The sequence below is a fragment of the Promicromonospora sp. CA-289599 genome (genome assembly GCF_050936155.1).
In the GTDB taxonomy this organism is placed as follows: Bacteria; Actinomycetota; Actinomycetes; order Actinomycetales; family Cellulomonadaceae; genus Promicromonospora.
The window spans coordinates 4,274,075-4,289,026 of record NZ_JBNJNI010000001.1 but is presented as its reverse complement, the minus strand read 5'-3'; the positions used below and the strand labels follow the sequence as shown (position 1 = coordinate 4,289,026).

The following is a 14,952-nucleotide window of genomic DNA, read 5'->3' as shown; positions in this document are numbered from 1 at the left end:
TCGTCGCTCGGGTCAGCCGATCAGGCCGGGGACGTCGAGCTCGATCTGGAAGGGCATCGCCACGCGAAGCGCCTCGCGGAAGATACCGGTCGGGGCGTAGGCACCTGTGGCTCTGTCGAGCTTGTAGACATGAACCGCCGTGGTGTCGCCCTCGTCCTCGACCCGCCAGTAGTGCCGGATCCCGGCCTGAGCGTACTTGGTCAGCTTGACCGTGCGATCACGGTGGGCGGACTCCGGCGAGACGACCTCTACGACGAGCCTGACGTCCTCGGGCGCGTACCAGGTGCGGTCGGGGTCGTACTTCGCCGTCGTCGCGAGCACGTCCGGTTCGGGCCGGTTGTGGTCGTCGAGGCGGATGGTCATCTCGCGTTCGACCTCGAACAGGTCGGGTGCCTGGCGGGCGAGCTCGGTGGTGAGCGAGGTGACGACGCGACTGTGCCAGGCACGCTGCGGGGACAGCATGAAGACGAGAGCCCACGTCGCCGAAGCGGCCCGCACTCGAGCGGTGACCGGACCGCAGTGCCTACATCCCACTGGCCACCGGCCTGACCACGGGCCGGACGTCGTGCGAGCGAAGCGATGCCTCGCGGCCCGCTCCGCTCGCACGGCGTCAGATGTCGCTACAAGCGACGTCACCCGGCGCGCAGATCGAGTTCTCGAAGAGAATGTCGAACGTCCCTTCGTCTCCCTCCGCACGCCAATGCACCCTGAACCCGTCGGTCGTCGCACTCTCGGGCGTCAGTCGCTCCATCTCGACCAGCAACTTCGAGGCTCCGTCGTCCCCCTCCGCCCCGCACCTGCCGGCCACGGTATGCGCGGTGGTATCGAATCCTTCTGCGCTGAGCGACTTGCGAGATGCCGCGAAAGTTTCCCGCTGTACGTCTACCACCGTGAACGCGGTCACCTCGATGTCGTCGGTGCCGATGGGGTCGACCGCCGTGAGCTCGGCCGAGCTCGCACCATCGACGCAGATCGTCATCAGTCCGACAGCCATGGGCGAGCGCTCGGCCACGTCGGCCAAGGCTGCGGCCTCATCTCCCCTGTTGTCCGGGTTACCAGCCTGCCTCACCTCGACGCCCGACGCTCCAACGGAACAGGCAGAAAGCACGAGCGCCAGCGGGAGACCCAGCACCAGAGAACGATGGGCCCTCACCGCGCGGTCAGACCCCGCTGGCGACCAGCGGGATGAGCGGTACGTCGGGGTGGGCGCGCTCGAACGCTCGGGCGTGCCAGACGTCGCGCAGCAGGACCAGGGGCGTCCCGTCACCGCGCCGCACCACCTCGACGCCCGGGTACCCCGCGATGACGCCGATGTGCTCCGGCGCGGCCTCGCGGGCGAGCGAGAGCCCCAGCGTCTCCATGCGGATCGGCGCGGAGAACTCATGCTCCATGCGGAACGTCGCCACCTCGAACTGCAGCGGGCCGACGGCCGCCAGAATCGGGTTGCCGTCGCCGCGCGCCTCCGAGACGAGGACCTGGACGACACCCTCCTGCTCCAGCTGGGAGATGCCCTTGCGGAACTGCTTGGAGCGGCCCGGGTCGGCCGACCGCGCGGCGGCGAAGTGCTCCGGCGCGAACACCGGCATCGGCGGGAAGCGCACCTTCGGCCCGGCGGAGTCGAAGACCGTGTCGCCGACGGCGAGCGTGCTGGCGTTGACCAGGCCCACGACGTCGCCGGGGTAGGCGTCCTCGACCGTCGAGCGCTCGCGGCCGAAGACCGACAGGGCGTACTTGGTGGCGAACGGCCGGCCCGTGCGCTCGTGCGTGACGACCATGCCGCGCTCGAAGCGGCCCGAGCACACGCGGATGAACGCGACGTGGTCTCGGTGGTTCGGGTCCATGCCGGCCTGCATCTTGAACACGAACCCGCTGAACGGCTGGGTGACCGCACGGTCCCCGCCGTTGACGTCGGGACGGGCGCCCGGCGCGGGGGCGAGATCGACGACGGCGTCGAGCAGCTGGCGGACGCCGATGTTGGCGAGCGCCGCGCCGAACAGCATCGGCGTCGTCGTGCCCGCGAGGAAGGACTCGCGGTCGACGGGCTCCAGGAGCTGCACGCTCTCGACGGCCTCGGTGTGGTCGTCGCCCAGGGCGTCGGCGGCGGCCTGCGGGGTGAGCACGCTCTCCTCGGCGATCGACGCGCCGCCCGGGGCGCGGCGGTAGGTGCGCACCTCGCCGGTGGCGCGGTCGACCAGCCCGAGGAACCGGCCGGCCTCACCGATCGGCCACGTGAGCGGCGTCGGGCGCAGGTTGATGCGCTCCTCGAGCTCGTCGCAGAGCTCGAGAGCCTCACGGCCGGGGCGGTCCCACTTGTTGACGAACGTGATGACCGGCACGCCGCGGCGTCGGCAGACCTCGAACAGCTTGAGCGTCTGCGGCTCCAGGCCCTTCGCCGAGTCGAGCAGCATGACGGCGGCGTCGACGGCGGTCAGGACGCGGTAGGTGTCCTCAGAGAAGTCGGCGTGGCCGGGCGTGTCCAGCAGGTTGATCACGACGTCGCCGTAGACGAACTGGAGCGCCGCCGAGGTGATCGAGATGCCGCGCTTCTGCTCCATCTCGAGCCAGTCGGAGACGACGCCGGCGCGGTTGCCCTTGCCGTGGACCGCCCCGGCCTCCTCGATGGCGTGCGCGTGCAGCGCCAGCGCCTCGGTCAGCGTCGACTTACCCGCGTCGGGGTGGGAGATCACGGCGATGCTGCGCCGTCGGGCCGCCTCGACCTGTACCGGACGGGTTTCAGAAGTAAGGACGGTCACCGAGACTCACCGATCTGTACGCGCTGCAACAACCACACCTGTCTGATGCTGAACAGCCGCCAACTCTACCCGCCCGCCCGGCACCCCGTTGAGTGCTGGATATTCGCCCCTTCCAGCCGCCGATCGGGGCGAATATCCAGCACTCAACGCAGACTTCCTTGGGTGTATACATGGTGTGTATAGTGCTCGCCATGAGTATCGGACATGCTTTGCTCGGGTTGCTCGAGGGCGGGGCGCGCCACGGGTACGACCTCAAGCGCTCCTACGACGAACGCTTCGGTCACGACCGGCAGCTCGCGTACGGCCAGGTCTACTCGACGCTCGCCAGGCTGCTGAAGAACGGCCTCGTCGAGGTCGAGTCCGAGCCCGGCGCGGGCCCGGAACGCAAGAAGTACGCGATCACGGACGCCGGTGTGTCCGACGTCGCCGCCTGGCTCGCCAAGCCCGAGAAGCCCGAGCCCTACCTGCAGAGCACGCTCTACACGAAGGTCGTGCTCGCCCTGCTCACGGGCCACGACGCCGAGGACGTGCTCGACACGCAGCGGTCGGCGCACCTGAGCCTCATGCGGGAGCTCACGCGGCGCAGGGACGGCGGAGACCTGGCCGACCAGCTCATCTGCGACCACGCGCTGTTCCACCTCGAGGCCGACCTGCGCTGGCTCGAGCTCACCGCCGCGCGCCTGCAGCAGCTCGCCGCGCAGGTCCGCGCGTAGCCCGTCCCCGCGAGTCGAGCCCGTCCCCCGCAGGTCGAGCCTGTCGAGACCACCCCCTGGAGCCCCCATGCCCACCGAACCACTGCTCACCGCCGAGAACCTGCACCTCAGCTTCGGCACCACCACCGCACTGGACTCCGCCTCGGTCGAGGTGCACGCCGGCGAGGTGCTGGCACTGATGGGCCCGTCCGGGTCCGGCAAGTCCACCCTGCTGCACTGCCTGGCCGGCATCCTCCACCCGGACTCCGGCCGCGTGACCTACGCCGGACGCGACCTCACCGCCATGCACGACGACGAGCGCAGCGCCCTGCGGCGCAGCGAGTTCGGGTTCGTGTTCCAGTTCGGCCAGCTCGTGCCCGAGCTCACCTGCCTGGAGAACGTGGCCCTGCCGCTGCGACTGGGCGGTGCGCCACGGCGCGCGGCCCTGAGCAGCGCGAAGGCCTGGCTGGAGCGGCTCGAGGTGTCGGACGTCGCGGACAAGCGTCCCGGGCAGGCCTCCGGCGGGCAGGGACAGCGGGTAGCGGTCGCCCGCGCCCTCGTGACCAGGCCGACGGTCGTCTTCGCGGACGAGCCGACGGGCGCCCTCGACTCCCTGAACGGCGAACGGGTCATGCAGCTCTTCGTCGCGGCCGCCCGCGAGACCGGGGCCGCCGTCGTGCTGGTCACGCACGAGCCGCGTGTCGCGGCGTACTCCGACCACGAGGCCGTCGTGCGCGACGGCCGGGTGCGGGCACGGGAGTACGTCCGATGAGGCGGCTCGGCGACCTCGTCCTCGGTATCCGGCTCAGCGTCGGTGGCGGGCGGTCGGGCTGGGCAAGGCTGGCCCTGATCGCCGTCGGCGTGGGGCTCGGGGTGACGATGCTGCTGATCGCCGCCGGCATCCCCACGGTGCTCGACGCGCGCGACGCGCGCGACGGGGCCCGCTCGGTGAACGCGGACCAGGAGCTGAGCCCCGGCTCGCCGTCGGCCCTTGTCCAGGAGGTCCGGTCGACGTACCGCGAGGACCCCGTCGTCGGGCTGATGGTCCAGCCGGAGGACGACGGCGCCCCGCTCCCCCCTGGCGTGGACCGGCAGCTCGCGCCGGGCGACCTCGTGGTCTCCCCCGCCCTCGCCGACCTGCTCGCCTCCGACGACGGCGCGGCGCTGCAGGGCAGGTGGGGCGACCGGGTCGTCGGCACCATCGGGGACGAGGGCCTGACGGGTCCCGAGGAGCTCAGGTTCTACCTGGGCACCGACGAGCTGACCGTCGCGACGGCCACCCGCATCCAGTCGTTCGGCGGGGCCGAGTCGCCCGGCGAGGGTCTGGACCCGACGCTGCTGCTGCTCGTCCTGGTGGGCATGGTCGTGCTGCTGCTCCCGGTCGCCATCTTCGTCAGCACGGCGGTGCGGTTCGGCAGCGAGAGCCGGGACCGCCGGCTCGCGGCACTGCGGCTGGTCGGGGCCGACGTCGGCATGACCCGCCGGATCGCCGCCGGGGAGACCCTCGCGGGCGCCGCGGGCGGGCTGGTCGTCGGCACCCTGCTGTTCCTCGCGATCAGGCAGCTGGCGGGCCACGCCGTGCCGGCGAGCATGAGCTTCTACCCGGAGGACCTGCGGCCGGTCCCGGTGCTCGCGGCCCTGACGGTCGTGCTGGTCCCGGTGACGACGGTGCTGGTCACGCTGTCCGCGCTGAAGCAGGTGCTGGTCGAGCCGCTGGGTGTGGTGCGGCGCAGCGGCGAGCGCCGACGGCGGTTCTGGTGGCGGCTGGTCTTCCCGGTCGCGGGCGTCGCGCTGCTGACGCCGCTGCTGGGCGGACTCGACGGTTCGCTGGGCAGCCAGGTGATGGTCGTGGCCGGGCTAGTCCTCGTGCTGGCGGGTGTCGCGTTGCTGCTGCCCTGGCTGGTCGAGGCGACGGTGCACCGGCTGAGCGGGGGCAGCGTCGCGTGGGAGCTGGCGGTGCGGCGCCTGCAGCTGGACAGCGGGACGGCGGTGCGGGCGGTCTCGGGGATCGCCGTCTCGGTCGCCGGCCTGATCGCGATCCAGGGGCTGGTCGGGGCGATCGGGGAGCTCAGCGCCGGGTCGCAGGCCGACACCAGCACGTTCCAGGCAGCGGTGCTGGACATCGACCCGGACGGCCGTTCCACCGGGACCTGGACCAGTGCACTGGACGGGGCCGAGGGCGTCACGGCGGTCAGGGAGTTGACCTCGACGTGGGCGGGGACGGCGGCGCCGGACGGGTCGACGTCGAACGAGGCGCCGACCGAACCCTTCGGCGACGACGAGATGCTCGTCGAGTCCGGCACGTGCGAGGTGCTGGCCCAGGAGGCCCGGCTCGACGCGTGCGCCGACGGCGACGTGTTCGTCGTCGTACCGGAGGGTGCGACCGCCCCGGCGCCCGGCAGCACCTACCTGCTCGGCCCCGCGGGGAGCGACGACGTACGGTGGACGCTGCCGGCGTCGGCGCAGGTGGTGGACCCGCCGAGCGGCGGGGTCAACGCGATGGGCGGGCTGCCCGCGCGGATCCTGGTGACACCCGGAGCCCTGGAGGGGATCCGGCTCGATCCGGAGTCGGTGACCGCGTACGTCGCGCTCGATCCCGCCGTACCGGACGCCCTGGACCACATGCGCACGGCGGCCGCGCAGGTGGACCCGGCCGCGTACGCCTCGTCGATCGAGCAGGAGCGCATCGCGTCGGTCCTGGGCGGCGTGCGGCAGTCGCTGCTGGTCGGGACGGTGGCGCTGCTCCTGCTGATCGGGGCGAGCATGCTGGTCAACGTCGTCGAGCAGCTCCGGGAACGGCGGCAGCTGCTCGCGGTGCTGGTCGCGTTCGGCACCCGACGTCGGACGCTCGGTGGTTCCGTGCTCTTCCAGGTGGCCATCCCCGTGCTGCTCGGGCTCACCCTGGCCGTGCTGACCGGTTCGGGCCTGGCCCTGGCGCTGCAGACGGCGGTCGACGCCCCGCTCACGTTCGACTGGCTCGGTGTGGGCATCACCTCGGGGGCAGCGGCACTCGTGGTGCTCCTGACGACCGCCGCCGGCCTGCCGCTGCTGTGGCGTCTGACCCGCCCGGAGGCTCTCCGCAGCGAGTAGATCCGCAGCGAGTAGAAAGGTACTTTCGGTCGGTACCGGAGCGCGCGGGCCCGAGCCGAGCATGAGGACATGCCTCCTACCGCTGCCGACTCGCCCCCCGCCCGGTCCCGTCTCGTCGCCCTCGACGTGCTCCGCGGGTTCGCGCTGTGCGGGATCCTCGTCGCCAACGTCATCCCGATCAGCGCCGCGGTCGCCACCGACGCACCGGTGACGACCGCGCTCGCCGCCTCCGGGGACGGGCAGGTGGACTGGCTGCATCTGCTCGTCGACCAGCGCTTCTTCCCGATCTTCTCCGTGCTCTTCGGCGTCGGTTTCGCGCTGCTCGTCGAGTCGGCGGCCGACCGCGTCGCACGACCACGCCTGGTCCTGCTGCGCCGGCTCCTGGTGCTGCTCGCGCTCGGCCTGGCGCACCTGCTCCTGCTCTGGCCGGGCGACATCCTCACGGTCTACGCCGTCGTCGGGCTGCTCGTGCTGGTGCCGTCCACGTGGCTCCCCCGCTGGGCCATCGCCGGTCTCGCCGCTGTCTGCCTGGTTGCAGCGATCCTGCTGGCCGGCGGGCACTACGCCCTGGTCCCCGGCCTCTTCCTGCTCGGCTCGGCACTGACCCGCTACGGCGTGACCCGGCGGATCGAGAGCTCGACCCGCGTCCCGGCCCTGCTCGCCCTCGGGCTGACGGCCGCCGCCGTGCCCGCGCTCTGGGCGCAGGCCTCGTTCGAGCGGGTCGGGGACATCGACACGCTGGGCTACCGGATCGTCCTCCAGACGGCCGGAGTCCTGATCGCCGGCGTGTACGTCTGCGCGCTGCTGGTCCTGCTGCGCACGCCCGCCCGCCGTGCGCTGCGCGCCGTGTTCGCGCCCCTGGGGAAGATGGCCCTGACCAACTACCTGACCGCTACGGTGCTGGTGCTCGGCGTCGCCCACGTCGTCGGGCACCCGGAACGCTGGTCGTCGAAGACGGTGCTGGTCATCGCGGGCACCGTGCTCGTCGCCCAGTGGCTGTTCTCGACCCTCTGGCTCCGCCGGTTCCGGTACGGCCCTCTGGAGTGGGGGTGGCGGTGGGCCACGTGGCTCCGACGTCCGCCGCTGCGCATCACCGACGACGCCGGCGAGCGCCACCCGGCGCCGACCCTCGTAGCCTGAACCGCGTGCACACCACCGGACGGGGGACGGCCCTGGCGAGGGCCGCCGCGGATCTCCTCATCGGCCTGACGCTCGCCGCCGCCCTGCTGTTCACGGCCGCGGCACTGGCGGCGAGCTGGGGTGGTCTCTCCTGGTTACCCGGCCTGATCGCGGGGACGATCGTCGGCGCGTTCGCCCTGCTGCGTCGCCGAGACCGGTTCGGCACGGCGCTCGCCGGGCTGGGCGTGGCGGCGGTGGCCGTCGTCGTGGCGTGGCTCGCCGACCTTCCCGCGGAACCCGCGCCGGCCGTCTCCCTCGCCCTCGCGGTACTGGTCGCGTCGGCGATCCGCACGCTCCCCACGCGGCGGGCCGCCGTCGTGGCCGGCGGCGGCCTGGCGGTGGTCGCCGGGTCGTGGCTCGCGGCCGTCCCGTTCGTGCCCGAGGCGACGGTCATCCCGACGGTGAGCGCCGCCACCTGGCTCGCCGCCGTCGCCGCGGGCCTCGGCGGTCGCCTCCTCGTCGCCCGGCGGGAGGCGGCGGTCGAGCGTGTACGCCGCGACGAGCGCCTCGCGGTGGCGCGCGAGCTGCACGACGTCGTCGCGCACCACATCACCGGCATGGTGGTCCAGGCGCAGGCCGCACAGATCGTGGCCGCCAGGGGTCCGGACGAGGCGGCGCGGGTCGCGGAGTCGCTGGCGGGCATCGAGGCGGCCGGCTCGGAGGCCCTCACGTCGCTCCGCCGCGTCGTGGGCCTGCTGCGCGACGCCGACGACGCGTCTCCCGTCGCTCCCGGCCCCGAGTCGCTCAGCACCCTCGTCAGCCGGTTCGGGGACCGCGGCCCGGAGGTACGCCTGCGGCTGCCCGACGACAGGCCCGCGTGGCCCGCGGAGGTGACCACCGCCGTCTACCGGGTGGTCCAGGAGTCGCTGACGAACATCACGCGGCACGCGCCGCAGGCCCGGACGGTGACCGTGGACGTGCGCCGGGTCCCGGAGGGTCTGACCGTCGAGGTGTCCGACGACGCTCCGCACGCCGGTGCCCGCGCTGCCGACGCCATCGACACCCTCGACACCGGGGGCGGCTACGGCCTGATCGGCATGCGCGAACGTGTGGTGTCCCTCGGCGGCACCCTGCGGGCAGGGCCGCGCCCGGACGTCGGGTGGACCGTCCTGGCGATGCTGCCCCTGACCGTCGGGAACCCGACCGCCGGGGAGCACCGATGACCATCAGCGTGCTCCTCGCCGACGACCAGCCCATGGTCCGCGGCGGCCTGCGGACCATCCTGGAGGACCAGCCGGACATCGAGGTCGTCGCGGAGGCGTCCGACGGCGTCGAGGCGGTCGCCCTGGCCCGCCGCCTGCGGCCGGACGTCTGCCTCGTCGACATCCGCATGCCCCGTATGGACGGCCTGGAAGTGACCCGCACGCTCGCCGGGCCGGGCGTCGCCGACCCGCTCCGGGTGGTCGCCGTCACGACGTTCGACGTCGACGAGTACGTCTACGGGGCGCTGCGCGGCGGCGCCGTCGGCTTCATCCTGAAGGACGCCGGCCCGGCGCTGCTCGTCGAGGCGGTACGGGCGGCGCACGCGGGCGACGCGCTGGTCTCGCCGTCGGTCACGGTGCGGCTGCTGCGGCACCTGACCGGCGCGGTCCGTTCGAAGGGCGGGCCGGGCGGCGTCTCCGCCGTCCGGCCGCTCTCCGAACGTGAGACCGAGGTGGTCCGGGCGATAGCGCTCGGGCGGACCAACCTGGAGATCGGCGCGGAGATGTTCATCTCGCTCAGCACGGTCAAGGGTCACGTCGCGGCGGTCCAGGCGAAGCTCGGGCTGCGCAACCGCGTGGAGATCGCGGCCTGGGCCTGGGAGAACGGCGTGGCGGGCCGCTGACAGGACTACGGCCCTGACTCGCCGTACCTGGTACGCCGAGTCAGGGCCGTAGTCCTCAACTAGCTCCTGGCCTGGACCTTGGCCGTCTTCGTGGAGACCGCCTCGCCCGGGAACGCCCCCGGCCGCGACGCCGTCACCCGCACCGACATCCGGTGCCCGATGTCGGCGGGCGTCAGCCGCAGCGTCTTGCGGGTCGCGTCGGCGATCGGCTCGCCGTCCCGCAGCCACTGGTACGTGAGCTTCACGCCCCGCTTGTCCCAGACTCCGGGCGTCCCGGAGAGAGTCTTACCGACGAACGCCTTGCCCTGGACCTTCGGCGGGCGCTTTGCCTCCGGCTGGACGCCGTCGTAGGGCAGCGGGTCGACGCTCGTGAGCGTCGGCACGACCTTCTCCATGAGGCCGTCGTCGTCGAACGTCAGCCGGTCGATGGTGGTCTCCCGGTGGGTCCCGTCACCGCCCGGCATGCCGAACCGGTGGTAGGTGATGTACCACTCGTCGGTGCCCGGCACCTGCACTATCGAGCTGTGCCCGGTCCCGAGGATGCCCTGGCTCCGGTCCTTCTCGAGGATGACGCCGCGGTAGGTCCACGGCCCGTCGACGCTCGTGGCCGTGGCGTAGCCGACCCGGTAGTCGGCGGATCCGGTGTCGTCGATCGAGTAGGTCAGGTGGTAGAGCCCGTCGCGGTAGTTGAGGAACGTGCCCTCGCGGAAGTCGTTCAGGCCGCCGATCCGCGCCAGGGTGTCCTGCTTGATCGACAGCATGTCGTCGCTCAGCTCGGCGTAGACCGGGCCGTTGGACGGCCCGCCGTTGCCCCAGAACAGGTAGTACTTGCCGGTCTCGGGGTCCTGGAACGCCGACGGGTCGATCGCCTGGCCCGACGTGATCGCCTCGTTGTTCAGGACCATCGCTTCTCGCTGCGCGGTGAACGGGCCCTCGGGGCTGTCGGCCACGGCGACGCCGAGCGTCTTGCGGTCGTAGGTCGGGTTGTGGCCCGAGAAGTAGAAGTAGTACTTCCCGTCCCGTTCGATGATCGTCGGCGCCCAGGCGTTACCGGTCGCCCACGGCACGTCGCCGTTCTCGCCGTCCAGGGTCAGGAACGGCTCGGCCGAGCGCTCCCAGTCGGCCAGGTCCTTCGACTTCCAGACGTAGAAGTCCTTGCCGCCCCAGCCCGCGACGCCGTCGGTGGTCGCGTAGATGTAGTAGTGGTCGCCGAACCGCGCGATGTTCGGGTCGGCGTACAGGCCCGGCAGCACCGGCGACCGCATCTCGACGGCGCGCACGGTCCAGTCGCGGGTGGCGCCGTCCTGCGCGGTCACGGTGAACGTCCTCGCCGTCGAGAGGTCCACCGGACCGGTGACGTCCGGCGAGACGGTCGACGTCGACACGCTCTCGAAGGCCGGCTCCAGCGCCGTCCGGTCGGTGCCCGGCGTGACCGGCAGCGTCACCGTCGAGGAGGCGGAGTCGATCACGGCCGGGACCTTGAGGCTGTCGAGCTCGACTCCGGTGATGGCCGTCGGGTCCGCCCCGAGCTCCTGGACCTCGTCCGCCGTCAGCGCCCGGTTGTAGATGCGGAAGTCGCGCACCTTGCCCTTGAGGTACCTGTCGGAGGTGTAGTTGGAGCGGCCGATGTAGTTGGCGGTGGTGCGTCCGTCGCCGATGTCGCCGGGCGCGATGGTGACGCCGCTCCGCTCGCCGACCTTGACGCCGTCGAGGTAGAGCACGGCGGTGCCGTCCTGGAGCGTGTACGTGAGCGTCTTCCAGGCGCCGCGCGGCAGGGCGGGCCCGCCCGCCACCGTCTGCTCGGTGCTCCAGTTCCCGGACGCGATCGAGGCCCGGTAGTTGTTGCCCGTGGTGAAGAGGTAGCCGTTGCCGGTGCCCCCGCCGTCGGTGTTGCCGAGGCCCCAGATGAAGTACGGCGTCGCCTGGGCAGGGTCCAGCCAGACCTTGGTGGAGACCGTGATCGCGTCGAGGCCCGCCATCATGTCGTTCGGCAGCCGCACGTGACCGTCGGTCCCGCCGAGGTTCAGCGCGCCGTCGGCGAAGGTCGCGTCGCCGCTGATCGTGCCGTCGTACCCGTGGCCGGTGCTGTCCGTCGCGACGGTGCCCGAGGCCTCGTCGAGGTCGTACTGCGCGACCAGGCCGTTCTCGTCGGCGACGACGGGCGTGGGCTCCTCCGGGATCACTATGCCGTCACGCAGCGCCGCGAGCTCGGCGGCGGTGACCGGGATGACCGTGCCGTGACGCGGGCTGGCCGGCAGGTCGTAGTTCGCGGCGACCTGCCAGTCCGGGTTCTCCAGGTCGTCGGTGCCGAGCGGGATGTAGCCGCGGCCGCCGTACTCGTCGACGAACAGGTAGTACGGCGAGCCGGACGTATCGCCCGGGTTGGCCTCGAAGACGGTAGGTCCTTCGACGGCGGACGTGCCGGCGTCGCGACCGATGCAGGCGTCCATGAACTCCCAGGACGGGTCGCCCGGCAGGTCGACGGCGGTCAGCGTCGGGGACTTCTCCTGGATGATGTCCGAGCAGCCGGTGCCGCCGCCACCCTCGTCCTTGGTGAAGCGGTAGTAGGTGTCGTTCTCCTTGATGACCGTGGAGTCGATCCGGGACTCGCCGCGGTCCTGCCAGATCTTGGCCTCGCTGAACGTCACGAAGTCGCGCGTGGTCGCATACATCATCCGGTTGTAGGCGCTGCCGGTGTGGTCCGGGTCGTCCTCCGCGTACAGCTTCGACGCCCAGAACACCACGTACTGCTGGAGGGTCTCGTCCCAGTACGCCTCGGGCGCCCAGGTGTTGCCCGCGGTGTCGGGCGAGACCTTGACGTGCCGCTGCGCCGACCAGTTGATCAGGTCGGTCGACTCCCAGACCTCGAGGTACTTGCTGCCCTGTCGCTGCGCGCGGTCCCAGTCGCCGTTGCGGCCGATCGAGAGGTCCGTGGCGATCAGGAAGAAGCGGTCCCCTTCGGGGGAACGGATCAGGAACGGGTCGCGCAGGCCCATCTCGCCCATGGTCGACTCGAGCGTCGGCTGACCCTCGTTGAGCTCGTCCCACTTCAGGGCGTTGTTGCCGCGGCTCGCGGCGAAGTAGATCTTCTCGCCCGCTATCGAGTTGCCCGTGAAGTAGCTGAAGGCGTAGCCCTCGTACGGCGCCGCGGCTGGCTGCTCCCGCACGGTGAGGGGGATCTCGCGCGTGGCGGTGGCGCCGCCGACGTCGGCGGTCGCGGTCAGGGTCACCGTGGTGTCCCCCGCGCCGTGCGCGGGGCGGGCGACCAGACCGTCGGTGGCGACGACGGCCGGGTCGGACGACGCCCAGGTGACCGTCGCGCCGTCCAGGCCGGACGACGGCAGCGTGAGGTGCCCGCGGACGTCGTCGGGGTGGACGACGCTCAGCGCGGCGGCCGCGGCGTCGGCATCGGCCTGTGCGGCCGTGTCGGCGGTGTCGGCGGCGTCGGCGGCGGTCACGAACGACGCGGTAGTGGTGGCCGTAGCGGGCAGGGCGGCGCTCGCCGGCAGGAACGGGAGCAGACCTCCGAGCAGTGCCGCGACGGCGCCGACTGCAACGGGGCGTGGGGGCAGAAGGGAACGACTGGTGCTTCTTTGCACGGTGACCTCACAGAAATGTGAACGTTAACAGTGCGCCATAGGACCATCGGGGGTGCGCCGTGTCAAGCCTCCGGAAAAACCTTGGCCCGTCTCGGAGGGTGGCTCGTAGGGTCGCTCCCGATGAACGCCATGACGATGAACACGATGATCAGAGAGCGTTCCGCCCGCTAGCGGCGCGGAACGCACTCTCACACCCAGCGCGTGCCCCGCGCCGCCGGCTCCCGCCGGGCGGCGCGTCTGTGCTGCCCGGATCTCGAGTACCGACGACTTCCGGAGCACACCATGTCGCGCAATCGTTCCTCACGTTCCCCTGCCCGAGACTCCACCGCCATCCACGACCTGCCGGGCGGCGCCCATGAGCTGGGACAGAACCTCCTGGTCGACACGCAGGTCATCCGCCGCGTCGTCGGCCTCGTCCGCGACGCCGACCGGCCGGTGGTCGAGTGGGCGGCCGGTCGCGGGGCGCTCACCCTGCCGCTGGCGCGCCTGGGCCGCCCGCTCGAGGCGGTGGAGATCGACCCGCGCTCGACCGGGCGGCTCAGCCGGGTGGTCCCCGGCAACGTCACGGTGACGCGGGACGACATCCTGCGCCACGCACCGCCGTCGGACCCCTACGACCTCGTGTGCAACGTGCCGTTCCACCTGACCACACCGGTGCTGCGGCGCCTCTTCACGCTGACCGGCTGGCAGCGCGCCGTGCTGATCACGCAGTGGGAGGTCGCGCGCAAGCGCGCCGCCGTCGGCGGCACCACCCTCCTGACCGCCCAGTGGTGGCCCTGGTTCTCGCCCCGCCTGGACCGCCGCATCCCCGCCGGGGCGTTCCGGCCGCGGCCGAGCGTCGACGCCGGGCTGCTCGTCATCGACCGTCGTGCGGAGCCGCTGCTGCCCGTGCGCGAGCAGCGGGGCTACCAGCGATTCGCCGCGGCGGTGTTCAACGGGCGTGGTCGCGGGCTGCACGAGATCCTCGTGCGGCAGGGCATCGCACGGGACGACGTCCGGCGGTGGGCGCGCGAGCACGGCGCCGGCCCGGACGCGCTCCCCCGTGAGCTGGACGCCCGGGCGTGGGTGGGGGCGTACCGCGTGAGCGGGCGGTAAGCCTCTGGCCAGCCCCGATCTATCACAGCATGCCCAGCAGATCGTCATGTCGCTGCGGTCGAATGGTCCCCATGACACGGACCTCCTCGTACCGCCCGCGCCATCGCTGGATCATCGCCCTCATCTCGGTGGTCGGCGGGTTGGCGGTGCTCGGGGTGGCCGGCGAGCTCGTCCTGCGCGGCATCATCGATGACCGGATCGCGAGCGCCGAGGCGGACCTCCCCGCGGGCGTCACCGTCACGCGGGACGACACCCCCGCGCTCTGGCAGGTCGCGACCGGTCAGGCCACCGTGTCGGTGCGGGTCTCCCCCGAGGCCCTCACCGACACGGCGCGCACCGCCACCGACCTGCCGGAGCTTCAGGTCACTTCTGAGGCCGGGGAGCTCGTCGCGCGCCTACCGCTCTCCATCGCTGGCAGCGAGCAGACGGTCGACGTGCTCCTCTCCGTGGCCGCCGAGGGCGGCCAGGCGGTGCTCCGTGCGGACACGGTCCGGCTCGGCGGGCTCAGCATGCCCGTGGCCACGCTCGCGGAGCAGCTCGGCAACGACCAGCTGGACCAGCTCGTCGAGGGCGTGGCGTTCCCGGAGGGCGAGGACCTGGAACAGGTGACGATCTCGTCGGCGCACACCACCGACGCAGGGCTGGAGCTCGGGGCCGAGGTAGCGATGTGGTGAGCGACGGGACCTGAACCCGCCGCCAAAAAGCCCCGGCGACAGACC

The 14,952-nt window shown here is 72.1% G+C and carries 12 protein-coding genes; 8 read left to right on the top strand and 4 right to left on the bottom strand.

From position 1 onward, the window contains the following. Positions 1-12 precede the first annotated feature (12 nt). The 3 genes from ACQEVI_RS19075 to ACQEVI_RS19065 all read right to left on the bottom strand — a co-directional run bounded on the left by ACQEVI_RS19075 (position 13) and on the right by ACQEVI_RS19065 (position 2,753). The gene (locus ACQEVI_RS19075) at positions 13-462 is read right to left on the bottom strand and encodes a Uma2 family endonuclease (protein WP_432901653.1); all 450 of its coding nucleotides are present in this window, start codon (positions 460-462) and stop codon (positions 13-15) included. Between the two features lie 148 nt (positions 463-610). Next, complete coding sequence (locus tag ACQEVI_RS19070) at positions 611-1,132, bottom strand: hypothetical protein (protein WP_432901650.1); 522 nt, start codon at positions 1,130-1,132, stop codon at positions 611-613. Positions 1,133-1,160: 28 nt separating this feature from the next. Further along, positions 1,161-2,753 (bottom strand): peptide chain release factor 3, encoded by a 1,593-nt coding sequence (locus ACQEVI_RS19065; RefSeq protein ID WP_432901648.1) that lies wholly within the window; start codon positions 2,751-2,753, stop codon positions 1,161-1,163. Positions 2,754-2,944: 191 nt separating this feature from the next. Here ACQEVI_RS19065 and ACQEVI_RS19060 point away from each other — a divergent pair, with 191 nt between their 5' ends. The 6 genes from ACQEVI_RS19060 to ACQEVI_RS19035 all read left to right on the top strand — a co-directional run bounded on the left by ACQEVI_RS19060 (position 2,945) and on the right by ACQEVI_RS19035 (position 9,539). Next, positions 2,945-3,466, top strand: a complete 522-nt coding sequence (locus tag ACQEVI_RS19060; RefSeq protein WP_357447535.1) for a PadR family transcriptional regulator — start codon at positions 2,945-2,947, stop codon at positions 3,464-3,466. Positions 3,467-3,533: 67 nt separating this feature from the next. Then, positions 3,534-4,217, top strand: coding sequence for an ABC transporter ATP-binding protein (locus tag ACQEVI_RS19055; protein ID WP_432901645.1), 684 nt, complete (start codon positions 3,534-3,536; stop codon positions 4,215-4,217). Further along, entirely contained in the window at positions 4,214-6,535 is a 2,322-nt protein-coding gene (locus ACQEVI_RS19050; RefSeq protein ID WP_432901642.1) for an FtsX-like permease family protein, read from the top strand. The genes ACQEVI_RS19055 and ACQEVI_RS19050 overlap by 4 nt, the downstream gene beginning before the upstream one ends. Before the next feature lie 69 nt (positions 6,536-6,604). Next, positions 6,605-7,675 (top strand): DUF418 domain-containing protein, encoded by a 1,071-nt coding sequence (locus ACQEVI_RS19045; RefSeq protein WP_432901639.1) that lies wholly within the window; start codon positions 6,605-6,607, stop codon positions 7,673-7,675. Between the two features lie 5 nt (positions 7,676-7,680). Beyond that, positions 7,681-8,877, top strand: coding sequence for a sensor histidine kinase (locus tag ACQEVI_RS19040; protein WP_432901637.1), 1,197 nt, complete (start codon positions 7,681-7,683; stop codon positions 8,875-8,877). Further along, on the top strand, positions 8,874-9,539 hold the full coding sequence (locus ACQEVI_RS19035; protein WP_432901635.1) for a response regulator: 666 nt from the start codon (positions 8,874-8,876) through the stop codon (positions 9,537-9,539). The genes ACQEVI_RS19040 and ACQEVI_RS19035 overlap by 4 nt, the downstream gene beginning before the upstream one ends. Before the next feature lie 59 nt (positions 9,540-9,598). Here ACQEVI_RS19035 and ACQEVI_RS19030 read toward each other — a convergent pair whose 3' ends face one another. Then, positions 9,599-13,138 carry a family 43 glycosylhydrolase gene (locus tag ACQEVI_RS19030; protein WP_432901632.1) on the bottom strand — a complete coding sequence of 1,180 codons (3,540 nt, stop codon included), beginning with the start codon at positions 13,136-13,138 and terminating at the stop codon, positions 9,599-9,601. 330 nt (positions 13,139-13,468) lie between these two features. Here ACQEVI_RS19030 and erm point away from each other — a divergent pair, with 330 nt between their 5' ends. Together erm and ACQEVI_RS19020 are read left to right on the top strand one after the other, a co-directional pair. Then, positions 13,469-14,233, top strand: a complete 765-nt coding sequence (gene erm, locus ACQEVI_RS19025; RefSeq protein ID WP_432906014.1) for a 23S ribosomal RNA methyltransferase Erm — start codon at positions 13,469-13,471, stop codon at positions 14,231-14,233. 71 nt (positions 14,234-14,304) lie between these two features. After that, the gene (locus ACQEVI_RS19020) at positions 14,305-14,907 is read left to right on the top strand and encodes a hypothetical protein (RefSeq protein WP_432901630.1); all 603 of its coding nucleotides are present in this window, start codon (positions 14,305-14,307) and stop codon (positions 14,905-14,907) included. Positions 14,908-14,952 lie beyond the last annotated feature (45 nt).

Excerpts from the sequence above, each read along its gene's own strand:
- ACQEVI_RS19075 (WP_432901653.1), bottom strand. The coding sequence starts at position 462 with ATGCTGTCCCCGCAGCGTGCCTGGCACAGTCGCGTCGTCACCTCGCTC.
- ACQEVI_RS19060 (WP_357447535.1), top strand. The coding sequence starts at position 2,945 with ATGAGTATCGGACATGCTTTGCTCGGGTTGCTCGAGGGCGGGGCGCGC.
- ACQEVI_RS19055 (WP_432901645.1), top strand. The coding sequence starts at position 3,534 with ATGCCCACCGAACCACTGCTCACCGCCGAGAACCTGCACCTCAGCTTC.
- ACQEVI_RS19050 (WP_432901642.1), top strand. The coding sequence starts at position 4,214 with ATGAGGCGGCTCGGCGACCTCGTCCTCGGTATCCGGCTCAGCGTCGGT.
- ACQEVI_RS19045 (WP_432901639.1), top strand. The coding sequence starts at position 6,605 with ATGCCTCCTACCGCTGCCGACTCGCCCCCCGCCCGGTCCCGTCTCGTC.
- ACQEVI_RS19035 (WP_432901635.1), top strand. The coding sequence starts at position 8,874 with ATGACCATCAGCGTGCTCCTCGCCGACGACCAGCCCATGGTCCGCGGC.
- ACQEVI_RS19020 (WP_432901630.1), top strand. The coding sequence starts at position 14,305 with ATGACACGGACCTCCTCGTACCGCCCGCGCCATCGCTGGATCATCGCC.